A 25,443-nucleotide genomic window follows, 5' to 3' on the forward strand; every position below is an offset into this window, starting at 1 on the left:
CCTAGCGACCGGGTCCGGACGCCGACAGAGCACGTGGGAAGGACCTTTCACGACTCCGGCGGTCGCGCTCCCACGAGCCACATGGAGAAGAACTGCGAGCCGCCCCCGTAGGCGTGCCCGAGGACTCTGCGGGCCCCGTCCACCTGGTGTTCGCCGGCCTGTCCGCGCACCTGGAGCGCCGCCTCCGCGAAGCGGATCATGCCGGAGGCGCCGATCGGGTTGGTGGACAGGACGCCGCCCGACATGTTGACCGGCAGGTCGCCGTCGAGTTCGGTGGCGCCGGCCTCGGTGAGCTTCCAGCCCTCGCCCTCGTCGGCGAAGCCGAGGTTCTCCAGCCACATGGGCTCGTACCAGGAGAACGGCACGTACATCTCGACGGCGTCGATGTCCCGGCGCGGGTCGCCGATCCCGGCCTGGCGGTAGACGTCCGCGGCGCAGTCCTTGCCGGCCTGCGGCGAGACGGCGTCCTTGCCCGCGAAGAGGGTCGGTTCGCTGCGCATCGCCCCGCCGAGCATCCAGGCGGGCGGGCGGGGTGCGCGGGCGGCGCCGGCCCGGTCGGTGAGGACCATCGCACAGGCCCCGTCGGAGGAGGGGCAGGTCTCCGAGTAGCGGATCGGGTCCCACAGCATCGGCGAGGCCTGGACCTTCTCCAGGGTGATGTCGTGCTCGTGGAGGTGGGCGTAGGGGTTCTTCAGCGCGTTGCGGCGGTCCTTGTAGGCCACCAGGGAGCCGACGGTGTCGGGCGCGCCGCTGCGTCGCATGTAGGCGCGCACGTGCGGGGCGAAGAATCCGCCCGCCCCGGCGAGGAGGGGTTGCTGGAAGGGGACCGGCAGGGACAGCCCCCACATGGCGTTGGACTCGGACTGCTTCTCGAAGGCGAGGGTGAGGACGGTGCCGTGGACGCGGGCTGCGACGAGGCCCGCGGCGACGAGCGCCGTCGAGCCGCCGACGGATCCGGCCGTGTGCACGCGCAGCATGGGCTTGCCGACCGCGCCGAGGGCGTCGGCGAGGTACAGCTCGGGCATCATGACGCCCTCGAAGAAGTCGGGGGCCTTGCCGATGACGACGGCGTCGACGTCGGCCCAGGTCAGCTCGGCGTCGTCGAGGGCGCGCCGGGCCGCCTCCCGGACCAGCCCGGCGATCGAGACGTCCCGCCGGGCGGCGACGTGCTTGGTCTGGCCGATCCCCACGACGGCCACGGGCTCCTTGCTCATCGCGCATCCCCTTCGAGTACGGCGACCAGGTTCTGTTGCAGACACGGGCCGGACGTGGCGTGGGCGACGGCCCGGTCGGACTCGCCCCGGTGGATGCGGGCGGCGGCCTCGCCCAGGCGGATGAGACCGGCGGCCATCATCGGGTTGGCGGCGAGGGCGCCGCCGGACAGGTTCACCCGCACGCTGTCGTCGAGACGCAGCGCCTTGCGCAGGACGATCTCCTGTGCGCTGAAGGGGGCGTGCAGCTCGGCCGTGTCGACGGGCCGTTCGAAAACGCCGGCCCGCTCGGCGGCGAGGCGGGTGGAGGGCGAGTCGGTGAGGTCGCGCACGCCGAGCGAGTGGGCCTCGATGCGGTGGTCGACGCCCCGGATCCACGCGGGCCGCGAGCACAGCTCGCGGGCCCGCTCCCCCGCCGCGAGGATCACGGCGGCGGCCCCGTCGCCGACGGCCGGGCAGTCGCCGGTGCGCAGCGGCCGTACCGCGTAGTCGCCCTGGGCGACGGTGCCGCGCAGCTGGGCGTGGGAGTTGAGGGTCGCGACCCGTCGGCTGCGGGCGCCGATCGCGGCGAGGGCGCTCTCGTCGGCCTCGCCCGCGTCGATCAGGGCCTGGGCCTGGAGCGCGGCGAGCGCGACGGAGTCGGGCCACAGGGGGGCGACGTAGTACGGGTCGAGCTGGCGGGTGAGGACGTCGCGCAGGGAGCCGGGCGAGGACTTGCCGTAGGAGTAGACGAGCGCGGTGTCGGCGTCGCCGGTGAGGAGCTTGGTCCACGCCTCGTACAGCGCCCAGGCGCCGTCCATCTCGACGTGCGACTCGGAGATGGGCGGCCAGGCGCCGACGCCGTCCAGGGCGAGGGTGAAGGAGAAGGCGCGGCCGGCGAGGTAGTCGCTGGAGCCGGAGCAGGTGAAGCCGATGTCGGCGGTCTTCAGGCCGGTCCGGTCGAGGACGCTGTGCAGGACCGGCATGAGCATCTCGACCTCGGAGAGCTCGTCGGTGGTGCGCAGGACGTCGGTCTGCGCGAAGGCCACGATCGCGATGTCGCGGACGCCCGGGGTTTCCTCGCGGGTCACAGCAGCTCCTTGTAGGCGTCGTAGTCCGCGTCGGGTTCGCCGGTCGGCCGGTAGTGGTCGGGGTAGCGGGCCCCGTCCGTCCACACGGGTTCGACGCGCAGGCCCATGCGGACCTGGTCGTAGGGGATGCCGCCGATGCGGCCGTGCAGGGCGAGGCCGGCGCCGTCGAGGGCGATGTGGGCGTAGACGTAGGGGACTTCGATGTCGAGGTTCTTCGCCTTGATGTTCACGATGCAGAAGGTGGTGACGGTCCCGCGCGGTCCGACCTCGACCTGCTCGGCGGTCGGCACCCCGCAGGTGGGGCAGGCTCCGCGCGGCGGGACGTACACCTTGCGGCAGGACGGGCAGCGTTCGCCGACGGTGCGCCGGGTGGAGAGCGCCTCGATGTAGGCGGACTGGGCCCGGCCGGGCGAGTAGGTGTAGTCGAGGCGGGCGGGGGCGACGATGCCGGTGACGGGGTCCGTGAACTCGCCGGTGACGCCGGCGGGTTCGGCCGGCCGGCCGTCGTGGGGCTCGAAGCAGGCGATGTCGGTGATGGCGCCGGTGCGGTTCTCCGCCCAGCGGATCCGGACCCGCATCCCGGTGTGGACGGCGTCGGGGCCGGGGGCGTCGAGGGCGTGCAGGAGGGCGGTGCCGGCGCCGTCGAGCCTGACCAGGACCCAGGCGAACGGGGTGGCGAGGGGCTGGCCGCGCCGGGGGGCGTGGTTCCAGGCCCAGGTGGTGACCGTGCCGGTGGGGGCGACCTCGACCAGCTCGTGGAGCTCCTCGGCGGTGACGGGGTCGTACTCGACGGGCGGGACGAGGGTGCGGCCGTCGCCGGTGCGCACGCCGAGGACGACGCGTTCGCGCAGGCCGGTGAGGAAGGCACTCTGGACGGGGCCGAGTGACCGGGTGAACGGGAACTCGACGACGAGCGGGGCTTTGAGCACTTCGGGCATCGGAGCTGCCTCCCTGGGAAGCCGACGTCGGCGGGAGCGCCCCGAAGGGGGCGCGGGGAACTGCGCGACCGGCCACAACGGACCCGCAGTATGGCGAACTGCGCTTACCGCCCACTCGCCCGGCGGAGCGTCACGCGCGCCGGTAGACCGGCGCCCGTTTCTCCGCGAAGGCGCGGGCGCCTTCCTTCGCGTCGTCGGTGTCGAACACCGGCCAGCCGCGCGCCAGTTCGGCGGCCAGCCCGTCGGCCTCGGTCAGCTCGGCGGCCTCGTACACGGACGCCTTCACGGCCTCCACGGCCAGCGGGGCACAGGCGTTGACGCGTTCGGCGATCTCCAGGGCCCGGTCCAGGGCGGTCCCGGTGGGCACGACGTGCCCGATCAGGCCGATGTCGGCGGCCTCGCGGGCGCTGTAGGGCCGCCCGGTGAGCAGCATCTCCAGGGCGTGGGTGCGCGGGATCTGCCGCGGCAGGCGGACCGTGGACCCGCCGATCGGGAACAGGCCGCGCCTGACCTCGAAGAGGCCGAAGGTGGCGGACTCCCCCGCGACGCGGATGTCGGTGCCCTGGAGCATCTCGGTGCCGCCCGCCACGCAGTGGCCCTCGACGGCGGCGATCACCGGCTTGCGGGGGCGGTGGTGGCGCAGCATCGCCTTCCAGTGCAGGTCCGGGTCGGCCTTGAGCCGGTCGCGGTGCTGCTCGCCCTCCATGCCCTGGCCGGCGAGCGCCTTGAGGTCCATGCCGGCGCAGAAGGAGCCGCCGGCGCCGGTGAGGACGACCGATCGGACCGAGTCGTCGGCGTCGGCCTCGAGCCAGCCGTCGTACAGGCCGACGAGCATGGCGATCGAGAGCGCGTTCCTGGCCTTGGGCCTGTTGAGCGTGAGCACCAGTGTGGCGCCCTCGCGCCGCACGGTGAGGTGTTCGGTACCGCCCATCGCAGATCTCCCCTCGGAAAGAACGAGAACAGGTTGCAGGAGGCGCGATGGCACTTCAAGGGTTTTCTGACAGACAGTCAGATTTCTTGTCCGGAGCCCTTCACACTTGCCGCGCCCTTTGCTCTGATGACCGGCGAACCGTCTGGGAGCCAGGCCGTCGCGAGGTCAGGAGGAACGGTGGAGTACAACCTTGCCGACCTGTTCGAGTCCGTCGTCGACGTGGCGGCCGAGCGCGAGGCGCTCGTCCACGTCGACCACCCGGGCTCGGGCGCGGAACGCCGACTGACGTACGCGGAGCTGGACGCCGCGGCCAACCGCATCGGCCACCACCTCCTCGACAGCGGGATCCGCCCCGGCGAGCACCTCGGCCTGCACCTGTACAACGGCGTCGAGTACCTGCAGACGGTGCTGGGCTGCCTCAAGGCCCGGATCGTGCCGGTCAACGTCAACTACCGGTACGTCGAGGAGGAGCTGGTCTATCTCTACCGGGACGCCGACCTTGCCGCGCTCGTGTTCGACGCGGAGTTCACCGACCGGGTGGTGGCCGCGCTGCCGCAGGCTCCGACGCTGCGGCACCTGATACGGGTCGGGCCGGCGGGCGAGGACGTCGCTCCCCTCGCGGACGTCGTCTCCTTCGCGGACGCCGAAGCGGGTGGCTCCCCCGGACGCGGCTTCCCGGCCCGCTCGGGGGACGACCAGTTCATCATCTACACGGGCGGCACGACCGGCATGCCCAAGGGCGTGATGTGGCGCCAGGAGGACCTGTTCTTCGCGGGCCTCGGGGGCGGGGCGCCGACCGGGGAGCCGGTGAAGAAGCCGGAGGAACTCGCCGAGCGGGTCGCCGCGGGCGGCTCCGGGATCACCTTCTTCCCCACTCCCCCGCTGATGCACGGCACGTCCACCCTCACCGCGTTCATCGGCTTCAACTTCGGCCAACGGGTCGTACTGCACAGCAAGTTCGTGCCCGAGGAGGTGTTGCGCACCATCGCCAGGGAGAAGGTCAACGCCATCTCCCTGGTCGGCGACGCCATGCTGCGGCCGCTGATCGACGCGCTCGAGGGCCCGATGCGGGGAACGGACTGCTCGTCCGTGTTCAGCGTCTCCTCGTCCGGGGCCATCATGTCGGACACGGTGCGCCGGCAGTTCCGGGCACTGATGCCGAACGCGACGCTGCTCAACAACTTCGGCTCCTCCGAGTCCGGCTTCAACGGCACGGCGACGGAGGACTCGGGCCCCGAGCGCGGCTTCCGTGTCCGGGTCAACTCCCGCACCCGCGTGGTCGATCCGGCCACGAAGGAGGTGATCGCACCGGGCGAGATCGGCCGGGTCGCCCAGTGCGGCCACGTCCCCCTCGGCTACTACAACGACCCGGTGAAGACCGCCGAGACCTTCTTCGAGAAGGACGGCGAGCGCTGGGTCCTGCTCGGCGACATGGCGACGGTCGACGAGGCGGGCGTGGTCGTCGTGCTTGGCCGCGGCTCGCAGTGCATCAACACCGGCGGCGAGAAGGTGTACCCCGAGGAGGTCGAGCAGGCGCTGAAGGCCCATCCGGACGTGTACGACGCCCTGGTGGCCGGGGTGCCGGACGCGAGGTGGGGCGCCCGCGTGGCGGCGGTGGTCCAGGTGCGCCGGGGCGCCCCGCCCCTGTCGCTGGAGGAGATCCAGACTCACTGCCGCACCCGGCTGGCCGGATACAAGATCCCGCGCCGGCTGGTGCTCACCGAGTCCATCCGCCGCTCCCCGAGCGGGAAGGCGGACTACCGGTGGGCACGGGAGGCGGCGGTGGCGGAGAACTCCTGAACGCGATCCGCGGGCAAAACCCGTAGCCGGACTCTTGCCTGAGGGCCTCGATCCTGGATCATTGACCCCGAGGGAGATCGACCGAATGATCGGTCGTCCTTTTCGGCGTGATTCTGGTGAGGGAGGCCCTCGATGGCGGACACGGGGAACACGCTGGACGACGGCGAGCGCCTCACCGAGGACGCCCTGCGCACGCGGCAGCTGGAACGTCTGCGCGCCTCACTGCGTCACGCGTACTCCGGCGTGCCCTTCTACCGCGAGGCCTTCGACAAGGCCGGCGTCCACCCGGACGACTGCCGCGACCTCGGCGACCTGGCCCGCTTCCCCTTCACCGGCAAGGCCGACCTGCGCGCGCACTACCCGTACGGCATGTTCGCCGTCCCCAGGGAGCGCATCCGCCGCATCCACGCCTCCAGCGGCACCACGGGCCGCCCGACGGTGGTCGGCTACACGGACGCCGACCTGTCCATGTGGGCCGACCTGGTGGCCCGTTCGATCCGAGCGGCGGGCGGCAGGCCGGGCGACACGGTCCATGTGGCGTACGGCTACGGCCTGTTCACCGGCGGCCTAGGCGCACACTACGGAGCCGAACGCCTCGGCTGCACGGTGATCCCGGCCTCCGGCGGCATGACGTCCCGTCAGGTCCAGTTGATCCAGGACCTCGAGCCCCGGGTCGTCATGGTGACCCCGTCCTACATGCTGACCCTGCTGGACGAGTTCGAACGGCAGGGCGTCGATCCGCGCTCCACCTCGCTGCGGGTGGGGATCTTCGGCGCCGAGCCCTGGACCGAGCGGATGCGGCAGGAGATCGAGCAACGGTTCGCGATCGACGCGGTCGACATCTACGGACTGTCGGAGGTGATCGGTCCGGGGGTGGCGCAGGAATGCGTGGAGACCAAGGACGGGCTCCACATCTGGGAGGACCACTTCTATCCCGAGGTGGTCGACCCGATCACCGGCGAGGTCCTGCCGGACGGCGAGGAGGGCGAGTTGGTGTTCACCTCGCTCACCAAGGAGGCCATGCCGATCGTCCGGTACCGCACCCGGGACCTGACGCGGCTGCTGCCGGGCACGGCCCGCGTCTTCCGCCGCATGGCGAAGGTGACCGGCCGCAGCGACGACATGGTCATCCTGCGCGGCGTGAACCTCTTCCCCACCCAGATCGAGGAGATCGTGCTGCGCACTCCGGCCGTCGCGCCCCACTTCCAGCTCCGGCTGACCCGCGAAGGCCGCCTCGACGCCCTCACGATCCGCGCGGAGGCCCGCCGCGACGCCACGCCCGCCGACCGCGACACGGCCGCCCGGGCCATCGCGGCCGCGGTGAAGGACGGCATCGGCGTGTCCGCCGCCGTGGAGATCGTCGACCCCGAGACGCTGGAGCGGTCGGTGGGCAAGATCAGGCGGATCGTGGACCTGCGGCCCCGTGAGTGACGAGGTCCGCGCGGCTCACGAGCCGAACCGCTCGCGCAGCTCCCGCTTGAGGATCTTCCCGCTGGCGTTGCGCGGCAGCCCGTCGACGAAGAGCACCCGTTTGGGGACCTTGAACGACGGGAGCCTCCCCCGGACGTGCGCGACGAGCTCCTCCTCGGTCACCTCGCCGCGCGCGACCACCACCGCGGTCACCGCCTCGACCCACTTCTCGTCCGGCAGCCCGATCACGGCCGTCTCCGCGACGGCGTCGTGGGCGTAGAGGACGTCCTCGACCTGGCGTGAGGCGACCAGTACGCCACCGGTGTTGATGACGTCCTTCACCCGGTCGACGATCGTGAAGTAGCCGTGGGCGTCGCGCACGGCGAGGTCCCCGGAGCGGAACCAGCCGTCGCGGAAGGCCGCCGCGGTCTCCTCGGGCTTGTCCCAGTAGCCCTCGCACAGCTGCGGGGAGCGGTAGACGATCTCGCCGGGCGTCCCGTCGGGGACCTCCGTGCCGTCCTCGTCGACGACCCGGGCGTCCACGAACAGCACCGTGCGGCCGCAGGAGTCCAGGCGCCCCTTGTGCTCGTCGGGCGCGAGGACGGTGGCCAGCGGACCGATCTCGCTCTGCCCGAAGCAGTTGTAGAAGCCGAGCTTCGGCAGGCGTGCGCGCAGCCGCTCCAGGACGGGCACCGGCATGACCGACGCGCCGTAGTACGCCTTGCGCAGGCCGCTCAGGTCACGCTCGTCGAAGTCGGGGCGGCCCGCCAGGGCGATCCACACGGTCGGCGGCGCGAACAGGCTGTCGACGCGGTGCGCCTCGATCAGGTCGAGGAGACGGTCGCCGTCGGGGGCGTCCAGCACGAGGTTGGTGGCGCCGACCACCAGGTAGGGCAGCAGGAACACGTGCATCTGCGCCGAGTGGTACAGCGGCAGGGAGTGCGCGGGACGGTCGCCGGCGCTCAGGTCGAGGGCGGCGATGGCGCTCAGGTACTCGTGCACCAGGGCGCGGTGCGTCATCATCGCGCCCTTGGGCAGGGCCGTCGTGCCGGACGTGTAGAGCAGCTGCACCAGGTCCTCGGGGCGCGGCTCGGGGCCCTCGTACGGGTCGGCCGCGGGCAGCAGGGCCAGCAGCGAGTCGTCGGCGTCGCGCAGGGCCCGTGCGCGCACGCCGTCGGGGAGCCGGGCCGCGAGGTCGGGGTCGGCGAGGACCAGCGCGCAGCCCGACTGGCGCACGATGTACGCCAGGTCGTCGCCGGTCAGGTTCTGGTTCACGGGGACGTGGACCAGGCCGGCGCGGGCGCAGGCGAGGAAGGCGATGAGGTAGGCGTCGGAGTTGTGGCCGTAGGCGCCGACCCGGTCGCCGGGGGCGAGGCCCTCGCCGAGCAGGACGCTCGCCGCGCGCGAGACGGCCTCGTCGAGCTCCTCGTAGGTCCAGGTGCGGTCGCGGTACTCGATCGCGACGCGCGCCGGGGTGCGGCGGGCGCTGCGCCGCAGCACCCCGTCGACCGTGCTGCCGTGTCCGGGCGTCATGACCATGATCCTCGGGCGAGGGCCGGGGCAGGTCAAGTCGCCGTGACGGGGACGGGGCCGGTCGGGCCGTTCCCGGCACCGGCGGCGCGGGACCGGCCCGCCACGGGGCGCCGCCCGGCCCGTCACCGAACGGCCGGAACGAACCTTCACCGCGGGCGCAGGCACTGCCCGGCCCGAGCAGCCGGGCCAGGCCCGCGCCCGACGGGTCGGGCTTTGCCCAGGGGGCGGGCGGGCCCCCTCCCGACGGCCGGGTCCGGCCCCTCGCCCAGGGTGACCGGGACCGGGGCCTCGCCCGGCGGTCGGGGCGGGCCCCGTCGAGGGGGAGACGCCGTGCCGCGGCCGTCCGCGGTCATACCGGACGTGTCCGGCCCTCCCAGTACGGCTCGCGCAGCCGACGCTTGTACAGCTTGCCGTTGGGGTCGCGGGGCATCTCGGCGAGGAAGTCGATGCTCCTGGGCCGCTTGTAGCCGGCCAGCCGGTCGGCGCAGTGGTCGAGGAGGGCGGCGGCGAGGGCGGGTCCCGGCTCGTGGCCGGGCGCCGGCTCGACGACGGCCTTCACCTGCTCGCCCCAGTCGTCGTGCGGGATGCCGAAGACGGCGGCGTCGGCGACGGCCGGGTGGGCGAGCAGCGCGGACTCGATCTCGGCGGGGTAGATGTTGACGCCGCCGGAGATGATCATGTCGATCTTGCGGTCGCGGAGGAACAGGTAACCGTCCTCGTCGAGCACGCCGAGGTCGCCGACGGTGAAGAAGTCGCCGATGCGGTTCTTGCGGGTCTTGTCCTCGTCCTTGTGGTAGGCGAAGCCGCCGGTCGTCATCTTCATGTACACCGTGCCGAGTTCACCGGCCGGCAGCCGTTCGCCGTCGTCGTCGAAGACCGCCAGCTCGCTGATGGGCCACGCCTTTCCGACCGTGCCGGGCTTCTTCAGCCAGTCCCCCGCCGTGGCGAACGCGCCGCCGCCCTCGCTGGCCGCGTAGTACTCCTCGACGCAGTGGCCCCACCAATCGATCATCGCCCGTTTCACATGGTCGGGGCAGGGCGCGGCGCCGTGGATGGCGTGCCGCATGGACGACACGTCGTAGCGCGCCCGCACCTCCTCGGGAAGGGCGAGCAGCCGGTGGAACTGGGTGGGGACCATGTGGGTGTGGGTGCAGCGGTGGCGGTCGATCAGCCGGAGCATCTCCTCGGGCGTCCACTTGTCCATCAGGACCAGCCGGTGGCCGATGTGCAGGGACGCGCCCGCGAACTGGAGCACCGCCGTGTGGTAGAGCGGCGAGCAGACGAGATGCACGTTGTCGTCGAAGGGCTTGATGCCGAAGATGCCGAGGAAGCCGCCGAGGTACGCCTCCTCGGGCGGTTTGCCGGGCAGCGGCCGCCGGATGCCGCGCGGGCGGCCCGTCGTGCCCGACGTGTAGTTCATGACCCACCCGAGGGTGCGGTCGTCGGGCGGCGACTCGGGTTGTCCGGCGAGGAGTTCGGCGTACGGCCGGAACCCGTCGATCGCACCGACGGCGTACCGCTGACCGGCGGGCAGCGACGCCTCGTCGGCGGCGCGGCGGGCCTGGTCGGCGAACCGCTCGTGGGCCAGCAGCACCTTGGCGCCGGAGTCTGAGACGATCCAGGCGATCTCGGGACCCGTCAGGTGGTGGTTGACCGGGACCAGGTAGAACCCGGCCTGGCTGGCGGCGAGGTGGACGGTGAAGAACTCGGCCGAGTTGGGCAGGACGACGGCGAAGGCGTCGCCCCGTTCCAGCCCGGCGGCGCGCAGGCCGTGCACGAGCCGGTTGGCGGCGGCGTGCAGGCGTCCGGCGGTCCACTCCTCGCCGTCCGGGGCGATCAGGACGACGCGGTCGGGGTCCTGGGTCGCCTGGGCCCAGAATCCCGCGGGGGGCGTGCTGGTCACTGGCCGCTCCTTCCGGCGATGCGGTTGACGCGGTCGACGGCTTGTTCGAAACCGCGGGTGAGGTCGTCGAAGACCTCCTGCACACTGCGGACCTCGTTCATCCGGCCGACGATCTGACCGACCGGGGTGCCGAGCAGCGGGTCGACCTCGTACTTCTGGATCCGGGAGACGGCCTCGGCGACGAGCAGGCCCTGCAGGGGCATCGGGAGGGTGCCGGGGCCGTCCGGGCCGTCCCAGGCGTCGGTCCACTCGGTGCGCAGCTGGCGGGCGGGTTTGCCGGTCAGCGCGCGGGAGCGGACCGTGTCGCCGGAGCCCGCGGCGAGAAGCTTGCGGGTGAGGGCGGGCGAGTGCAGGTCGGCCTCCGCGGTGGTCAGCCAGAGCGACCCGAGCCAGACGCCCTGGGCGCCCAGCGCGAGGGCCGCGGCGATCTGCCGCCCGCTGCCGATGCCGCCCGCGGCGAGGACCGGCAGCGGGGCGACCGCGTCGACGGCCTCCGGCGTGAGCACCATGGAGGCGATCTCGCCGGTGTGGCCGCCCGCCTCGTACCCCTGGGCGACGACGATGTCGATGCCCGCGTCCCTGTGCTTGCGCGCGTGCCGGGCGCTGCCGGCGAGGGCGGCCACGAGGACGCCCCGCTCGTGGGCGCGCGCGACGACGTCGGCCGGCGGCGAGCCGAGCGCGTTGGCCAGCAGCCGGATCGGATAGTCGAAGGCGACGTCGAGCTGGCTGCGGGCGACCTGCTCCATCCAGCCGGTGATCCGCCACCCGGAGGCCTCGCCCTCGGCCAGCTCGGGCACCCCGTAGGCGGCGAGGGTGTCGCGCACGAACTTCCGGTGCCCCTCGGGGATCATCGCCTCGACGTCGGCCTCGGTCACCCCTTCGACCTTCTTGGCGGGCATGACGACGTCGAGCCCGTACGGCCGGCCGTCGACGTGCGCCTCGATCCAGTCGAGGTCGCGTTTGAGGTCGTCGGGGTCGGTGTAGCGGACCGCGCCGAGCACGCCGAAGCCGCCCGCGCGGCTGATGGCCGCGGCGACCGCGGGGAACGGCGTGAAGCCGAAGACGGCGTGCTCGACTCCCAGTTGTGTGCTCAGCTCCGTCTGCATGGGCGCAGGATGCCGCAGCTACGCGGACGACGGAAGAGGTTTTCTGATAGACCGTCAGATTCTTGCCGGCCGAGGTCTGCCCGGCCGGCCGATCGGATGCCCGAGCGGCGGCGGACCGCGTGCCGGATCAGATGCCCGGGCGGGGGCCCGGACCGGATGCCCGATCGGGTCCCGGACCGGATACCGGATCCGGCCACCGTCGTCAGACCCCGGTGTGCTCCTCGAGCACCGCCATGGCGGCGTTGTGCCCCGGCACGCCGCTCACGCCGCCGCCGCGCACCGCGCCGGCCCCGCACAGGAGCACGTTGGCGTGCGGTGTCGACACCCCCCAGCGCCCCGCGCCTTCCTGGGCGTGGGGCCAGCTCAGGTCGCGGTGGAAGATGTTGCCGCCGGGCAACCCGAGGTCCCGCTCCAGGTCGAGAGGGGTCCTCGCCTCGATGCAGGGGCGGCCGTCCGCGTCCGTGGCCAGGCAGTCCGCCAGGGGCTCGGCGAGGTGGGCGTCCAGCTGGGCGAGGGTCGAGCGCAGCAGCTCCTCGCGCACGGCGTCGTTGTCCCGCGCGAAGAGCCGGGCGGGCGTGTGCAGTCCGAACAGCGTCAGCGTCTGGTACCCCCGCTCGACGAGCTCCGGGCCGAGGATGCTCGGGTCGGTCAGGGAGTGGCAGTAGATCTCGGAGGGCGGGGCGGCGGGCAGTTCCCCGGCGGCGGCCTGGGCGTGCGCGGCGGCCAGCTGACGGTAGCCCTCGGCGATGTGGAAGGTGCCGGCGAACGCCTCGCGCGGGTCGACGGAGCTGTCCCGCAGCCTCGGCAGCCGCTCGAGCAGCATGTTCACCTTGAGCTGGGCGCCCTCGGCGGGGGCCGGCGGCGCGTCGCCGGTGAGGGCCGCGAGCGCCTGCGGCGAGGCGTTCACCAGGACGTGCCGGGCCACGGCGACGCCCTCGCCGTCGGCGGTGCGGTAGGCGACCTCCGCCGTACGGCCGTCCGTGTCGATCCGCACGGCCTCGTGGCCGGTGGCGAGGACCGCGCCCGCGTCGCGGGCGGCGGCGGCCAACGCGTCGGTGAGCGCGCCCATGCCGCCGACGGGGACGTCCCAGGAGCCGGTGCCTCCGCCGATCACGTGGTACAGGAAGCAGCGGTTCTGCTGCAGCGAGGGGTCGTGGGCGTCGGCGAAGGTGCCGATGAGGGCGTCGGTCAGGACCACGCCGCGCACCAGGTCGTCCGCGAAGCGCTCCTCGACGGCGACGCCGATGGGCTCCTCGAACAGGGTCCGCCAGGCCTCCTCGTCGTCGACGCGCCGGCGCAGCTCCTCGCGGGACGGCAGCGGCTCGGTGAGCGTGGGGAACACCCGCTGGGCGACCCGCCCGGTCATGGCGTAGAAGCGCTCCCAGGCCGCGTACTCGCGCTCACCGCCGGTCAGCCGCGCGAACGCCTCCTGCGTGCGGCGGGCGCCGCCGCCCACGAGCAGCCCGGTGGCCCGTCCGTCGCGCTCCACGGGCGTGTACGAGGAGATCGTGCGGCCCTGGACGCTAAAGCGGAGCCCGAGGTCCCGCACGATCTTCTGCGGCAGCAGGCTGACCAGGTAGGAGTAGCGCGAGAGCCGTGCGTCGACCCCGGCGAACGGCCGGGTGGAGACGGCGGCGCCCCCGGTGTGGTCCAGTCGCTCCAGCACCAGCACGGACCGTCCGGCGCGGGCCAGGTAGGCGGCGGCGACCAGGCCGTTGTGCCCGCCGCCGACGACGACTGCGTCGTAGACGCGGCGTCCCCGGCGATCCCGCCGCTCGTGATCGCCCTCGTGTCGCTGTGGTCCCCGGTGTCCCTCGTGTGCGGCCATGGTTCTTCGTAACACGTGCCGATCAAGGTCGGCCAGGGGGGAGCGGCGCCGGCCCGCGCGGGGCCGCGGTCCGGGAGCCGAAGAACAGCCCGGCGCGGGCCGCTCCCCTACGATCGTCATGGCCTCAAGTCCGTTGAAGCGCAAGCGCGTTGGATCGAGGGGGAGCCCATGACCGCCCAGACGCCCGCCACGCCCGCCACGCCTGCCACGCCTGCCACGCCTGCGGCCGAGCCCCGCAACTGCGCCGCACTGCTGGTCAACCGGCGCGGCCAGTACCTCCTGCATCTGCGGGACGCGCACAAACCGATCTGTGACGCGGGCCTGTGGTCACTGCCCGGCGGCGCGTGCGAGGGTGACGAGACGCTCGAGGAGGCCGTCGCCCGCGAGCTGCTGGAGGAGACGGGCCTGGTCCTCGAGGGGCTGACCCGGTACACGGTCGTCGACGGCATCCAGATCTTCCTGGGCGGCTGGGACGGCGATCCCTCGCGGCTGCCGGTCACCGAGGGCATCATGTTCGCCTTCTTCGACGCGGCGACCACCGCGCACCTGACGATGGCGCCGGGCGCCGCGCAGGTCATCGCCGGTCATCGGGCGGCCCCCGTCGCGCCGGCGCACCAGCCGCCCGTACGCCAGACCGTCCTCAACGCCGTCGGCGTCCACCTCTATCTGGAACGCGACGGCGAGATCCTCCTCGGACTGCGCCATCCCGACTCGCCCTTCGCGCCCCTGCACCACCACTTCCTGGCCGGGCACTGCGAGCAGGAGTCCGCGGTGGCGTGTCTCGTCCGTGAGGCGCGGGAAGAGGCCGGACTGGAGATCGCGGCGCGGGACGTCGAGCTCGCGCACGTCGTGCACGTCGCCGACTCGCCCGTCGCCCGACCGCGCCTGCAGCTCGTCTTCCGGGCCCGGCGCTGGGGCGGCGAACCGCGGCTGCTGGAGCCGGACAAGTGCATGAGCTGGGGCTGGTGGCCGCTGGACGCGCTGCCGGAGCCGATGGTCGCCTACGCGCGCACGGCTGTCGCCGGGATCCGCGCCGGGCGGCCGTACTCGGAGCTGGGCTGGGAGCCTCAGCCGGCCCCCGCGTGACGGCCGGCGCCGGCGGGCCGGTGCGCTCTCCTGGATTCCGGGCTGCTTCCCCGCCCCCGCCCCGTCCTCGGCCCGGCGGCGGGGCCGGGGGCGGCCGGGTTCACGGGGTCTGCGCGCCGTCCGGGGCCGGGACGCCCACGAGGGTCGGTCGGGGTATCCACTCGTCGGTCAGCGCCGCCCCGGCGTCCGGGCGCGCGCGCCGCGGTCCGGTGCTCACGGCCGGGTGGCCGACGGTCATGCCCCGGGTCCAGGACGGCAGGCGGGGGCCGCCTCCGTCCGCGGGACGGCGTTCGGTCGGCTTCGGCCCGGGCCGCGACGGCACGAGCGCGGTCGGGCGGCCCTGCGTGCCGCGGGACTCGGCGAGGCGCTGGACGATCTCGCGGGCGTCGTCGGGACGCTCGGCCGGCTGCTTGGCGAGCAGGTCGAGGATGATCCGGTCGAGGTGGGCCGGCAGGTCGGCGCGGTGCTCGCGCGGCGGCCGGGGCGGGGTGTCCCGGTGTCCGACGAGGATCGCCCAGGGGTCGTCCAGGTCGAACGGCGGGCGGCCGGTGGCGATCTCGTAGAGCACGCATCCCAGCGAGTACAGGTCGCTGCGCCGGTCGACCTCCTCCCCCGCGATCTGCTCCGGCGACATGTAGTGCGGGGTGCCCATGGCGATGCCGGTGCCGGTGAGCCTGGAGGTGAAGCCCACGTCGTGGCTGAGGCGGGCTATGCCGAAGTCGCAGATCTTCACGGTGCCGTCGCCGAGGCGCACGATGTTCGCCGGCTTCAGGTCGCGGTGCACGACGCCCTGCCGGTGGGTGTAGTCGAGGGCCGCGGCCACCTGGTCCGCGATGTCGACGACCTCCGGCACGGGCAGCGGCCGGCGTTCGCCGTCGTCCAGCATCTGGCACAGGTTGCGGCCGTCCAGGAGTTCCATGACAAGGAAGAGGACGCCGTCGTGGTCGCCGAAGTCGTGGACGACCGTCACCCCGCGGTGCTGGAGCCCGGCGGCCACCCGGCCCTCGCGCCGGAACCGCTCGCGCAGGACGCTTCCCGAGGACGGGTCGTGGTGCGGTCCGGCCGGTTTGAGGCACTTCACGGCGACCTGCCGGCCGAGGGACTCGTCGCGAGCCCGCCACACCTCGCCCATGCCGCCGCGTCCGATCCGGTCCAGCAGCCGGTACCGGCCCTGGATCAGCCTGCTCTCCGCCATGGTGTGCCGCCCCCGTCGCCTTCCTGCCCTCCCCCAGAGGGTTCAGTATGGCCGCCTATCGTCGCACCTTGTACGGCGCCGGTCGGCTTTCGGGGCCCAGTCTCGCCATCGCCCGCAGGATGTGTTTGGGCGGGAGCTGCCATCGCAGACGTGCGGGAACACAGCGCAGCGCGGCGCCCGTGGCGCGCAGCCGGCGGGTGACCACGGCGGGTTCGGGGGCCGGTCTGCCGTACAGCGCGTGGGCGTACGGCGGCAGCGAGGCGTACGCCAGGTTCGCGACGCGCCGCCACAGCACCTCGCGCGCCGGGACCAGCAGGGGATGGACGGGCGGCCGGCGCAGGAAGTCGTCGACCTCGCGGGCCTCCGCCCCCGCGGCGAGCTCGGGGAGGATCCGGTCGAAGTACGCCGCCATCTCCGCCCGGTCGCCGGGCGCCGTCTGCGGGTCGAGGCCCACCAGACGGGCGCTGACGCGGTGTTCGCGGAGGTAGCGGTCTGCGTCCGCGTCGGTGAGCGGATAGCCGGAGCGGCGCAGCACGTGCAGATACGAGTCGATCTCGGCGCAGTGCACCCACAGCAGCAGTGCGGGCTCGTCGACGCCGTACCGCTCCCCCGTCTCCGGGTCGGTCGCGGACAGCTTGCGGTGGATCCTGCGGACGCGGGCTCCTGCCTCCTCGGCCGCTTCGGACGTGCCGTACGCCGTGGTGCCGACGAAGTCGGCGGTCCGCATCAGCCGGCCCCAGGCGTCGCGCCGGAAGTCGGAGTTCTGGGTGACGCCGCGTACGGCCCGCGGGTGCAGCGCCTGGAGGTAGAGCGCGCGGATCCCGGCGACCCACATCATGGGATCGCCGTGCATCTGCCAGGTCACGCTGCGCGGAGTGAACAACCTCGGGTCGCCCGTCATGGCGGCAGTCTGACAGGAATCGCCGGCCGGCGGACGGCGTCCGGGGGGCCGGACCGTCCGCACGGGTCCACATGCGCCGCGGAGGGAACTGCGGTACTCCTCGAAGGGAGACAACGCCCCACGCCCGGCATGCCGACGATGTCGCACCAGGCCCCACGTCACTCGCTCACCGTCGCATCCGGCTTCGATCGAGACGGAGGCCGCCATGCAACAGGTCGTCACCGTGGGCCTCGACGGCTCACCCGCCAGCCTCTCCGCCGCCCGCTGGGCCGCCGACGAGGCAGAGAGGCGCAAGCTGACCCTGCGGCTGCTGCACGCCTGGCCCCTCCTGGCGCCGGAACCCGCGCGGCGGCCCTCCGAGATCGACCAGAACTACTGGGCGAAGCGTCTGGTCCACACCGCGCAGGCGGAGCTGCAGACCCGCCACCCGGGCCTGACCGTCGTCGGGAGCCTGATCGCCGAGGACGCCCACGACGCCCTGCTGCACGCGGCCTCGGAGGCCGAGATGCTGGTTCTGGGTTCACGGGGGATGGAAGCCGTCGAGAGCTACTTCATGGGCGAAGTGAGCCTGCCGGTCGTGGCTCGGGCCGGGCGGCCCGTGGTCCTCGTCCGCGCGCGGCCGGCGGACGACGACCTCGCTCCCGCCCCGCCCGGCCGCGTGGTCGTGGCGCTGAAACTGCACACTCCGGGGGACGGACTGCTCGACTTCGCCTTCCACACCGCCGCGGCCCGGGGTGCTCCCCTCGTGGCCCTGCACAGCCGCAGCGTGCCGCTCCACGCACGGATGCCGTGGGGCGCCGACCACACCGTCACCGAGGAGATGACCAAGGACGCGCGCAAGGCGCTGAGCGACGCTCTTCGCCCCTGGCAGGAGAAGTACCCGCAGGTGGAGGTTGCCGAGAGCGTCCGGCTCGCGAGTCCGGCCAAGGCGGTCGTGCGGGCCGCCGAGGACGCGGCCCTGCTGGTCGTGGGCAGACGCGCACACCGGCGCGGCACGGGGCACCATCTCGGACCGATCGCCCAGGCCGCCGTCCATCACGGACGCTGCCCCGTCGCCGTCGTCCCCCATGACTGAGCCGGCCCGGGCGGTGTGAGCACACGGGTGGCCGGCAGCCCCCGCGAATGGGCCGCTCGGCCCTACTCCCCCGCCCCGGGCGGGGAGACGATGGGCGAATGTTCCATGACGACGGCTTTCGCGGACTCGACCGGCAGGAGTGCCTGCGTCTGCTCCGGCACGTGCCGGTCGGCCGTGTCGTCTACACCCGGCACGCGCTGCCCGCGGTCCTTCCGGTGAACTTCTCCCTGGACGCGGACGCCTCCGTGGTGCTGTGCACGGCACGGGGCTCGGACCTGGTCCGCGCCATCGACGGCGTCGTGGTCGCGTTCGAGGCGGACGACTTCGACGTCGAGACCCGGTGCGCCTGGAGTGTGACGGTCACCGGACGGGCGACCGTGGTGACCGAGCCCGCGGAACATGTCCGGCTGTCCCGGTCCGGCCCCCGCTCGTGGGTGCCGGTACAGGACCCGGTCTTCGTACGGATCGAACCAGGGATGATCTCCGGACGCGAACTGGGGGGCGGACTGCCGCTCCGCCGCCTGCCCGCCTGAGCACGGCCCGGCACGGCCGCGTGGTGTTCGGAGGCCGTGCCCGCGGCCGCGTGCCCGCCGGGACCGTGTGTCGGGTGTCAGACCACGGCGAGCCGCTCCACCAGCAGCTCCACCCTGTGTGCGGCGTCCTCCGGCAGCAGCCGTCCCGCCCGGCCCAGGGTCGCGAGGCCGTGCAGGGACGCCCAGAACACCTCGGTGAACAACCCCGGGGCGACGCCGTCCCCGGCGACCTCGGCCAGGCTCTCCAGCAGCGCGGCGAAGGCGTCCTTGAGAGGTTCCGGGGTGTCCTCGCGCGCGTACGGCAGGCCGCCGTCGAGCTGGAAGAGGGCGTCGTAGACCGCCGGGTTGGCCGCGGCGAAGTCGAGGTAGGCGCGGGCGAGAGCGGCGACCCGCCCGCGCGGGCCGTCCGCGGCGCAGGTCGCGGCGCGCACCGCCGCGGCCAGCTCGACGGCGCCCTGCAGGGCGACGGCGCCGATGATCTCCCGCTTGCCGCGGAAGTGGCTGTAGAGCACGGGCTGGCTGTACTCGATGCGCTCGGCGAGCCGGCGGGTGGTGACCGCGTCCCAGCCCTGTTCCTCGGCGAGTTCACGGGCCGTCGCCACGATGAGGCGCTCGCGCTCCGCCCTCTCGCGCTGCTTGCGTTCCTGTACCGACATGATTCGATCCTAGCACCGCTAGACAGACGAGCGGCAGCAGTACTAGCGTTGCCTCATCAGCTAGCAACGCTAGAACAGAGGAGAGGCACCATGCTCGACGCACTCGAGATCGTCACCACCGTGTCCTTCGGCGTGATGGTGGGGGTGGAGTTCTCCGTCGCCTTCGTCATGAACCCGATCTTCAACGCCCTCCCGGAGGACAGCGGCCAACTCGGCCGCGCCCACGGGGGCCGCATGCTCGGCGCCGTGATGCCGGTCTGGTACCTCGCTTCGCTCGCCCTCGTCGCGGTCTGGGCCCTCGCCGGACGCCACCACCCCGGCGCCGGCCTCGTGGTCACCGCCGGCGCGCTGCTGATCCTCAGCGTGATCATGTCGCTGCTGCTGCTCGTCCCGATCAACAACCGGAACAAGACGTGGACCCCGGAGAACCGGCCCGCCGACTGGAAGGAGCAGACGGACCGCTGGAACCGCTACCACTACGCCCGCGTAGCCGTCCTCATCGCCGCGCTCGCCCTGCTCGTCGCCGCCCTCACCTGAGCCCGCGTGCCGTGTCGTCGGCCCCGGGGGGAGAACTGCGGCGGATCACCGTGAAGCGGGTCGAGGGCGCCCCCGGCGCACCGGACGGAGAGGTCTCCGGCCTGTTGCACGACCGTCCGTGAAGGGGACGAACTGCTGCCGTCCGCGCCGTTCGGCGATGTGTTCCTCGACGACCCGGTGGACGCGGCCATCCCCGCCGTGCTGGTCTCGGCGGGCATCGGCGGCGCCCCCCATGACCGGCGTCCTGGCCCACCTCGCCGCGCTGCGCTCGACCCGCCCGGTCCTGGTCCCGCACGCAGACCGCTCCCCCGCCGACCACGCCCTGCGCACCGAGACGCGCGACCTCGTCCGGCAACTGCCGGACGCCCGGGCGGTCTTGTGGTACGAGCGACCCGGCCCGGACGAGCCCGACGGACGCACCGGCCTGATGAACGTGAGCGAGACGCGGATTCCCGGGGACGCGACGGTGTTCCTGTGCGGCCCGCTGCCCTTCATGCGGGAGGTACGCGGACAGGTGCCCGGCGCCGGGGTCCCGCGCGAAGCATCCGCCACGAGGTCTTCGGACCCGATCTGTGGCTGGCCGACTCCGCCGCCTGAACAGCGAGGTGCGCATCGCGCGCATCCGCCCACCGCGCCGGCGAACCGCCGGCGACGCGGTTCGTCAGCCGCCCAGTGGAACTCCGGTCGTCAGCGCGGCCGTCACGGGATGTGCGGGCGAGCTGAACAGCTGTGCCGTGGGACCCGACTCGACCACGTGCCCCTCGGACATCACGACCAGCGCGTCCGTCCGGTCGGCGACGAGGCGCAGGTCGTGGCTGACGAGGACCAGCGACAGGTCGCGCTGCTCGCGCAGGGCGGCCAGCAGGTCCATGACGGCGACTGCGGTGTCCGCGTCGAGGGCGGATGTGATCTCGTCGCAGAACAGCACGTCCGGGTCGGACGCCAGGGCGCGGGCGATGGCGGCGCGCTGGCGCTGGCCGCCGGACAGTTCGTGCGGGTAGCGGTCGGCGGAGGCGGCCGGCAGGCCGACGCTCTCCAGCAGCTCCAGGACGCGCTCGGGGGCCCGTGCCCGGTCGGCCCTGCGGTGCAGCAGAAGGGGGCGGCACAGCGTGGCGCCGATCGTGCGGCTCGGGTTGAGCGTGGCCAGCGGGTCCTGCGGGACGAACTGCAGGCGGCGGCGCTGTTCCCGGGACCGGCCGTGCGCGGCGGGCGCGAGCCGGGCGCCGTCCAGGGCGACGGTGCCCGTGGTGGGGCGGTGGAGGCCGATCAGGGTGCGCAGCAGGGTCGTCTTCCCGGAGCCGGAGGCGCCGACGACGCCGACGCTGCCGCCGGCGGGGACGGTGAGGTCGACACCGTGGAGGACGGGGGTACGGCGGCCCCGGTGGCCGTGCGCCGCGTGCAGCCCGGACCCGGTGAGCACGGCGGGGCCGGCGACGACAGCGCGGGGCACGGGGCGCCGCACCTGCGGGGTACGGCGGCCGCTCAGGTCGACGACGTCGTCGGCGAGCCGGCCGACCAGGTCGGTGTCGTGGCAGGACAGTGCGACGGCGAGCCGGTGGTTCTCGGCGAGATGCCGCAGCAGTTCGGCGATCTCGTCGCGCAGCGCCGGGTCGAGCCCGGCGGTGGGCTCGTCGAGAAGGAGGACGGCGGGGCGGCGGGCCAGGGCCCGGGCGAGTCCCACGCGCCGCTGCTGGCCCCCGGACAGCGCGCCGACACGGCGGTCCGCGAGCCCCCCGTCGACGGGCAGCCGTACTTCGGCGAGCAGGGCCTGGATCGCCTCGGCCGTGCGGTCGACGGCGACTTCGGCAAGCAGTCGACGCACCTTCATCCGCGGGTTCAGGCCGGTGCCGGGGTCCTGGCCGACGTAGGCGAGGTGGTGGCGGCGCAGGGTGCGCAGGTCTGCCGGCGGCAGCGTGAGTGGGTCCCGGCCGAGGACGGCGACTGTTCCGGCACTGTGGCGGGCCCCGGGCGGCAGGGCGCCCGCCACGGCCCGCAGCAGCGTGGTCTTGCCGCAGCCGGACGGTCCCGTGACTGCGGTGACGCGACCGGGGCGTATCGCGAGGTCGGCGCCGTCCAGCAGGAGGCGGCCGTCCGGTGCGGCGACGGTCAGGCCGGTGACCCGGACGGCGTGCTCCCCGTCCGCCGCCTGGCCGTTCGGGTACCAGTGGGGCATGTGGTTCACAGCGTGGGCACCGCCTTCCGGCCGGTTGCGGGGACGAGGGCGGCGGCGGCCAGGTTGACGCTCATGGCGAGCAGGCCGACGGCGATGCTGGGGGCGAGGACGGCCCAGGGGTTGAGGAGGACGCCGCCGGAGTTCTCCCGGATCATCAGCGCCCAGTCGGCGGCGGGCGGTTGGGGCCCGACCTGGAGGAAGCCGGCGGTGGCGACGAGGTAGACGGCGGCGACGAAGCGCAGTCCGAACAGCGCGAGCAGGGTGGCCCGCAGATTGGGCAGCACCTCCCGGACGACGACGTACCACAGCCGTTCGCCGCCGACGGCGGCCGCCTCCACGTACCCCGAAGCGGCCACCGGCGCGGCCGCGCCCGCGACCAGCCGCACCGCGTACGGCACGCCGAGGACGACCGCGGCGGTGACGACGGCGAGCCGTCCGCCGTCCGGCCAGGACAGGGTGACCAGCAGGATGCCGAGCACGGCGGGCAGCAGCATGAGCACGTCTGCGGCGCGTTCGACGATCCGTCCGACGGCCGGGCGCAGGGCGCTGATCGCGCCGAGCAGGGCGGCGATCCCGGTGACGAGGACGGCGACGAGCAGGGAGGTGACGACGAGTTCGCGTCCTCCGGCGAGGACGCGGCTGACCACGTCCCGGCCCAGCTGGTCGCCGCCGAAAGGGGCGTCGCCGCCGGGCTCGGCGTACGGGGCGGCGACGGGGGCGTCGATGGCGTGCGGGGCGAGCCAGGGGCCGGCCAGGGCAAGGGCGGTGAGCAGCAGGGCCGGGAGCACCCGCAAGGCCGGACGGCGGCGCATCGGAAGGCGGCGCGCGGGGGCGGCGGGACGCTCGGTGGACGTGGAGAGGGTCATGTCCGGCCTCCGGAGGCCCAGGCGCGTACGAGGTCGGCGAGCAGCAGGACTGTGGTGATGACGGCTCCGGTCACGGCGACGACGCCCGCGATGAGGGGGCTGTCCCGGTCGGTGACCGCTCCGGCGAGCACCGAGCCGATGCCGGGGTAGTTGAAGACGGTCTCCACGACGACCGCTCCGCCCAGCAGCATGCCCGTGGAGGTGGCGATCCCGGCCGCGATGGTCGGCAGCGCGCCGGGCAGCAGATGGTGGGTGAAGATCCGGTGCCGGGGCAGTCCGTCGAGCACTGCGGTCTCGATGTGCGGCGCCCTGGCCTCGTCGGCGAGCGCGGCCCGCACGATCCGGACGTTCCAGCCGATCTGCGGGATGGCCAGCGCGAGCACCGGCAGCACGAGCATCTGCCAGGAGGCGGGCGAGCCGTCCGCGTCGGTGAGGGTGACGGCGGGCAGCCAGTCGGTCCACAGGGCGAAGACCAGGACCAGGGCCACCGCGACGACGAACTCCGGCAGCGCGAGCACCCCGGTGGCGCTCGCCGAAACGGCCCGGTCGGTCCTCCCTCCGGGCCTGGCCGCCGCCCAGCAGCCGAGCGTGACGGAGGCGACCAGGGTCACCAGCAGCGCGAGCCCGCCGAGCAGCAGGGTGTTGGGAAAGGGACGGGAGAGCAGGTCGGCGACGGGCTCGCCGCGCGCGGAGACGCCGAGGTCGCCGGTGGGCAGGCCGGTCATCCACTCCCGGAAGCGCTCCAGCACCGGCCGGTCCAGGCCGAGCAGACGGCGTCGCGCGGCGAGGTCGGCCGCGCTCTCCCCGCGCTCGGAGGTGGCGGTGGCCGCATCGCCCGGCAGCAGCTGAACGGCGGTGAAGACGAACGCGAGCAGCACGGCGAGCATCAGGGCCCGGCGCGCGAGCAACCCGGCCACGCGCAGCAGGAGGCGTACGACGGCCGGGGCCTGCCGGGGCTCGCCGTCCCCGGCCGGCCCGCGCCGCACCGCCTCGATCAGCGAGTCAGCCATGCCGTCTGAAGCTGGACGCGTCCGTACCCGGGCAGGGTCGGCAGGCCGCGCACCGCGGCGGCGGCGAGGTCGATGCCGTCGGCCATGCCCCACAGCAGGTAGCCGGACTCGTCGTACTCGATCCGCTGGAGCTCGTGCAGCACCTTCGCGCGCTCCGCCGCGTCCTTGGTCGCCATGGCCTTCCTGTAGGCGGCGTCGAACTCCTTGCTCTTCCAACCGGCCTCGTTCTGGCCGGAGTCGGACACCATCGTCTTGCTGGCGAAGAACACCACCGAGTCGTTGGTGCCCCAGTAGGTGGTGTAGAGGTCGCCCTTGAGCCAGGTCTTCTCCCAGAAGGCGGCCGACTCCTGCTTGACCACCTCGACCTTCACCCCGGCCTCACGAACCTGGGAGGCGAACAGGGTCGCGGCCTCGGCGAGGCCCGAGACGTCCTCGGTGGTCAGCAGCCTGTAGGTCTTCGACAGGTCGAAACCGGCCTCCTTCAGCAGCGACTTGGCCTTGGCGAGATCCCGCTCGCGCTGCGGGATGTCCTTGGCGTAGGCGGGGTCGCCGGTGCCGAGGATGTCGTTGGCGACCGTGCCGTAGCCGGACAGCACCTGCTTGACCATGGCCTCGCGGTCCACGGCCAGCCGCAGCGCCTCCCGCACCTTCGCGTCCGCGAACGGCCCGTCGGCGGTACGCATGACGATCGGCATCGCCATGTCGTTGGGCCGCCGCACGATCTGGACGTCCCCGCGCTTCTCGGCCGTGCGGGCCGCCACCGCGCCGACGTTGGAGGCGACGTCGATCTGCCCGGCGAGCAGCGCGTTCGCCATCGCCTGCGGGCTCTCGAAGATCTTGACCTCGATGGCGTCGAGGAGAACGTCACCGCCGTACCAGTCCTCGTTGCGCACCAGACGGGCGTTGCCGGAGCGGAACCAGTCCAGCTTGAACGGGCCCGTGCCGGGCGCCTTGCCGAGGTCCTTCTCCGCCGTGTCCTTCTTCAGCACGAACGTCGTCAGGCGCGTCAGCTGCGGCAGTTCGGCGTTGGCGTAGTCGGACACCAGGACCACGGCGTCACCCTCGGCCTTGATGTTCTCCGGCTTGACGCCCGGCAGACGGGAGGCGCCCGAAGGGGTGTTGCGCAGCCGCTTCAGCGACCAGACGACGTCTTCGGCGGTGACCGGGGTGCCGTCGTGGAACTTCGCTCCCTCGGCAAGGGTGAAGGTCCAGGTCCTGAGGTCGGCAGACGCCTTCCAGGAGGCCGCGAGTCGGGGCACGGTGTTGGGCTCGGCGCCCGGGACCGTGAGGGTGTCGTGCACGAGGGAGATGATCAGGTAGTCGCTCTCGTTGGCCTGGGTGCCGTGCGGATCACGGGTGATGGCCGAGGCGCGACCGAGTGCGCCGACCCGCAGGGTTCCGCCCTTGCGGGGCTTCCCGCTCTCCTTCGTCGGCGACTTGGACGAGGTCTCGTCACCGCCGCCGCACGCGGTCAGGACGGCGGCCGCGCCCATCCCGCCGCCGACCCGCAGCACTTGGCGCCTGTTCCAGTTCACGTACGACCTCGTTCCACTCACACGGAGATTGCTTAGGTGTGCCTATCCTAAGAAGATCTCTCTGCGCAAGCCGTGTGCGACAGATCGCCTTTTCCTGACGGAGCGTCAAACCGGTGCAGTGGAGCGCATGGTGGCGCGAGAGGGGT

The 25,443-nt window shown here is 73.3% G+C and carries 21 protein-coding genes and 1 pseudogene; 7 read left to right on the forward strand and 15 right to left on the reverse strand.

Annotated features, from left to right (window positions below; all coding sequences use genetic code 11):
* Positions 1-47 precede the first annotated feature (47 nt).
* The 4 genes from ACH4ZA_RS23390 to ACH4ZA_RS23405 form a co-directional block, all read right to left on the reverse strand.
* The gene (locus ACH4ZA_RS23390) at positions 48-1,214 is read right to left on the reverse strand and encodes a thiolase domain-containing protein (RefSeq protein ID WP_398431398.1); all 1,167 of its coding nucleotides are present in this window, start codon (positions 1,212-1,214) and stop codon (positions 48-50) included.
* Entirely contained in the window at positions 1,211-2,281 is a 1,071-nt protein-coding gene (locus tag ACH4ZA_RS23395) for a thiolase domain-containing protein (protein WP_398431401.1), read from the reverse strand. Before ACH4ZA_RS23395 ends, ACH4ZA_RS23390 begins: the two co-directional genes overlap by 4 nt.
* Positions 2,278-3,219, reverse strand: coding sequence for a Zn-ribbon domain-containing OB-fold protein (locus ACH4ZA_RS23400; RefSeq protein ID WP_398431403.1), 942 nt, complete (start codon positions 3,217-3,219; stop codon positions 2,278-2,280). The genes ACH4ZA_RS23395 and ACH4ZA_RS23400 overlap by 4 nt, the downstream gene beginning before the upstream one ends.
* 130 nt (positions 3,220-3,349) lie before the next feature.
* On the reverse strand, positions 3,350-4,150 hold the full coding sequence (locus ACH4ZA_RS23405) for a crotonase/enoyl-CoA hydratase family protein (protein ID WP_398431404.1): 801 nt from the start codon (positions 4,148-4,150) through the stop codon (positions 3,350-3,352).
* A gap of 177 nt (positions 4,151-4,327) precedes the next feature.
* Between ACH4ZA_RS23405 and ACH4ZA_RS23410 the strand changes: the two genes are divergently transcribed.
* Both ACH4ZA_RS23410 and paaK read left to right on the forward strand, forming a co-directional pair.
* A complete protein-coding gene (locus ACH4ZA_RS23410) occupies positions 4,328-5,950 on the forward strand; it encodes an acyl-CoA synthetase (RefSeq protein WP_398431405.1) in 1,623 nt (540 codons plus the stop codon).
* Positions 5,951-6,082: 132 nt separating this feature from the next.
* Complete coding sequence (paaK, locus tag ACH4ZA_RS23415; protein WP_398431406.1) at positions 6,083-7,381, forward strand: phenylacetate--CoA ligase PaaK; 1,299 nt, start codon at positions 6,083-6,085, stop codon at positions 7,379-7,381.
* 15 nt (positions 7,382-7,396) lie between these two features.
* Here the strand turns inward: paaK and ACH4ZA_RS23420 are convergent, their stop codons facing one another.
* The 4 genes from ACH4ZA_RS23420 to ACH4ZA_RS23435 form a co-directional block, all read right to left on the reverse strand.
* Positions 7,397-8,893 carry a fatty acyl-CoA synthetase gene (locus ACH4ZA_RS23420; RefSeq protein ID WP_398431407.1) on the reverse strand — a complete coding sequence of 499 codons (1,497 nt, stop codon included), beginning with the start codon at positions 8,891-8,893 and terminating at the stop codon, positions 7,397-7,399.
* 349 nt (positions 8,894-9,242) lie between these two features.
* Entirely contained in the window at positions 9,243-10,796 is a 1,554-nt protein-coding gene (locus ACH4ZA_RS23425) for an acyl-CoA synthetase (protein ID WP_398431408.1), read from the reverse strand.
* Positions 10,793-11,902, reverse strand: a complete 1,110-nt coding sequence (locus tag ACH4ZA_RS23430; RefSeq protein WP_398431409.1) for an NAD(P)H-dependent flavin oxidoreductase — start codon at positions 11,900-11,902, stop codon at positions 10,793-10,795. The genes ACH4ZA_RS23425 and ACH4ZA_RS23430 overlap by 4 nt, the downstream gene beginning before the upstream one ends.
* 202 nt (positions 11,903-12,104) lie before the next feature.
* Positions 12,105-13,730, reverse strand: coding sequence for a phytoene desaturase family protein (locus tag ACH4ZA_RS23435; RefSeq protein ID WP_398431410.1), 1,626 nt, complete (start codon positions 13,728-13,730; stop codon positions 12,105-12,107).
* 168 nt (positions 13,731-13,898) lie between these two features.
* Between ACH4ZA_RS23435 and ACH4ZA_RS23440 the strand changes: the two genes are divergently transcribed.
* Positions 13,899-14,816 carry an NUDIX domain-containing protein gene (locus ACH4ZA_RS23440; RefSeq protein ID WP_398431411.1) on the forward strand — a complete coding sequence of 306 codons (918 nt, stop codon included), beginning with the start codon at positions 13,899-13,901 and terminating at the stop codon, positions 14,814-14,816.
* Between the two features lie 100 nt (positions 14,817-14,916).
* On the opposite strand, the gene ACH4ZA_RS23445 is transcribed toward ACH4ZA_RS23440, so the two are convergent.
* Both ACH4ZA_RS23445 and ACH4ZA_RS23450 read right to left on the reverse strand, forming a co-directional pair.
* Positions 14,917-16,011, reverse strand: coding sequence for a serine/threonine-protein kinase (locus ACH4ZA_RS23445; RefSeq protein ID WP_398431412.1), 1,095 nt, complete (start codon positions 16,009-16,011; stop codon positions 14,917-14,919).
* A 55-nt stretch (positions 16,012-16,066) separates the two neighbouring features.
* The gene (locus ACH4ZA_RS23450) at positions 16,067-16,912 is read right to left on the reverse strand and encodes an oxygenase MpaB family protein (protein ID WP_398431413.1); all 846 of its coding nucleotides are present in this window, start codon (positions 16,910-16,912) and stop codon (positions 16,067-16,069) included.
* A gap of 205 nt (positions 16,913-17,117) precedes the next feature.
* On the opposite strand from ACH4ZA_RS23450, the gene ACH4ZA_RS23455 reads away from it, so the two are divergent.
* Positions 17,118-17,987 carry a universal stress protein gene (locus ACH4ZA_RS23455; RefSeq protein ID WP_398431414.1) on the forward strand — a complete coding sequence of 290 codons (870 nt, stop codon included), beginning with the start codon at positions 17,118-17,120 and terminating at the stop codon, positions 17,985-17,987.
* Positions 17,988-18,085: 98 nt separating this feature from the next.
* Entirely contained in the window at positions 18,086-18,520 is a 435-nt protein-coding gene (locus ACH4ZA_RS23460; RefSeq protein ID WP_398431415.1) for a pyridoxamine 5'-phosphate oxidase family protein, read from the forward strand.
* 77 nt (positions 18,521-18,597) lie between these two features.
* Here the strand turns inward: ACH4ZA_RS23460 and ACH4ZA_RS23465 are convergent, their stop codons facing one another.
* Positions 18,598-19,176, reverse strand: coding sequence for a TetR/AcrR family transcriptional regulator (locus ACH4ZA_RS23465; RefSeq protein WP_398431416.1), 579 nt, complete (start codon positions 19,174-19,176; stop codon positions 18,598-18,600).
* A gap of 90 nt (positions 19,177-19,266) precedes the next feature.
* On the opposite strand from ACH4ZA_RS23465, the gene ACH4ZA_RS23470 reads away from it, so the two are divergent.
* Together ACH4ZA_RS23470 and ACH4ZA_RS23475 are read left to right on the forward strand one after the other, a co-directional pair.
* The gene (locus ACH4ZA_RS23470) at positions 19,267-19,713 is read left to right on the forward strand and encodes an anthrone oxygenase family protein (protein ID WP_398431417.1); all 447 of its coding nucleotides are present in this window, start codon (positions 19,267-19,269) and stop codon (positions 19,711-19,713) included.
* A 232-nt stretch (positions 19,714-19,945) separates the two neighbouring features.
* A pseudogene (locus ACH4ZA_RS23475) lies at positions 19,946-20,161 on the forward strand (hemin transporter); the annotation flags it as partial.
* A gap of 213 nt (positions 20,162-20,374) precedes the next feature.
* On the opposite strand, the gene ACH4ZA_RS23480 reads toward ACH4ZA_RS23475, so the two are convergent.
* From ACH4ZA_RS23480 to ACH4ZA_RS23495, 4 genes are read right to left on the reverse strand one after another with little or no spacing between them, the layout of a single operon-like run.
* Positions 20,375-21,895, reverse strand: coding sequence for an ABC transporter ATP-binding protein (locus ACH4ZA_RS23480; protein WP_398431418.1), 1,521 nt, complete (start codon positions 21,893-21,895; stop codon positions 20,375-20,377).
* Positions 21,892-22,752 (reverse strand): ABC transporter permease, encoded by an 861-nt coding sequence (locus tag ACH4ZA_RS23485; RefSeq protein WP_398431419.1) that lies wholly within the window; start codon positions 22,750-22,752, stop codon positions 21,892-21,894. The genes ACH4ZA_RS23480 and ACH4ZA_RS23485 overlap by 4 nt, the downstream gene beginning before the upstream one ends.
* On the reverse strand, positions 22,749-23,762 hold the full coding sequence (locus ACH4ZA_RS23490) for an ABC transporter permease (protein ID WP_398431420.1): 1,014 nt from the start codon (positions 23,760-23,762) through the stop codon (positions 22,749-22,751). Before ACH4ZA_RS23490 ends, ACH4ZA_RS23485 begins: the two co-directional genes overlap by 4 nt.
* Positions 23,747-25,297: an ABC transporter substrate-binding protein gene (locus tag ACH4ZA_RS23495; RefSeq protein ID WP_398431422.1), complete on the reverse strand. Its 1,551-nt coding sequence runs from the start codon at positions 25,295-25,297 to the stop codon at positions 23,747-23,749. The genes ACH4ZA_RS23490 and ACH4ZA_RS23495 overlap by 16 nt, the downstream gene beginning before the upstream one ends.
* Positions 25,298-25,443 lie beyond the last annotated feature (146 nt).

Source organism: Streptomyces sp. NPDC020597 (genome assembly GCF_044335095.1).
GTDB lineage: Bacteria > Actinomycetota > Actinomycetes > Streptomycetales > Streptomycetaceae > Streptomyces.

Coding starts and splice junctions, on each gene's coding strand:
- ACH4ZA_RS23390 (WP_398431398.1), bottom strand. CDS start 1,214: ATGAGCAAGGAGCCCGTGGCCGTCGTGGGGATCGGCCAGACCAAGCAC.
- ACH4ZA_RS23400 (WP_398431403.1), bottom strand. CDS start 3,219: ATGCCCGAAGTGCTCAAAGCCCCGCTCGTCGTCGAGTTCCCGTTCACC.
- ACH4ZA_RS23405 (WP_398431404.1), bottom strand. CDS start 4,150: ATGGGCGGTACCGAACACCTCACCGTGCGGCGCGAGGGCGCCACACTG.
- paaK (WP_398431406.1), top strand. CDS start 6,083: ATGGCGGACACGGGGAACACGCTGGACGACGGCGAGCGCCTCACCGAG.
- ACH4ZA_RS23420 (WP_398431407.1), bottom strand. CDS start 8,893: ATGACGCCCGGACACGGCAGCACGGTCGACGGGGTGCTGCGGCGCAGC.
- ACH4ZA_RS23430 (WP_398431409.1), bottom strand. CDS start 11,902: ATGCAGACGGAGCTGAGCACACAACTGGGAGTCGAGCACGCCGTCTTC.
- ACH4ZA_RS23435 (WP_398431410.1), bottom strand. CDS start 13,730: ATGGCCGCACACGAGGGACACCGGGGACCACAGCGACACGAGGGCGAT.
- ACH4ZA_RS23440 (WP_398431411.1), top strand. CDS start 13,899: ATGACCGCCCAGACGCCCGCCACGCCCGCCACGCCTGCCACGCCTGCC.
- ACH4ZA_RS23445 (WP_398431412.1), bottom strand. CDS start 16,011: ATGGCGGAGAGCAGGCTGATCCAGGGCCGGTACCGGCTGCTGGACCGG.
- ACH4ZA_RS23450 (WP_398431413.1), bottom strand. CDS start 16,912: ATGACGGGCGACCCGAGGTTGTTCACTCCGCGCAGCGTGACCTGGCAG.
- ACH4ZA_RS23455 (WP_398431414.1), top strand. CDS start 17,118: ATGCAACAGGTCGTCACCGTGGGCCTCGACGGCTCACCCGCCAGCCTC.
- ACH4ZA_RS23460 (WP_398431415.1), top strand. CDS start 18,086: ATGTTCCATGACGACGGCTTTCGCGGACTCGACCGGCAGGAGTGCCTG.
- ACH4ZA_RS23465 (WP_398431416.1), bottom strand. CDS start 19,176: ATGTCGGTACAGGAACGCAAGCAGCGCGAGAGGGCGGAGCGCGAGCGC.
- ACH4ZA_RS23470 (WP_398431417.1), top strand. CDS start 19,267: ATGCTCGACGCACTCGAGATCGTCACCACCGTGTCCTTCGGCGTGATG.
- ACH4ZA_RS23485 (WP_398431419.1), bottom strand. CDS start 22,752: ATGACCCTCTCCACGTCCACCGAGCGTCCCGCCGCCCCCGCGCGCCGC.
- ACH4ZA_RS23490 (WP_398431420.1), bottom strand. CDS start 23,762: ATGGCTGACTCGCTGATCGAGGCGGTGCGGCGCGGGCCGGCCGGGGAC.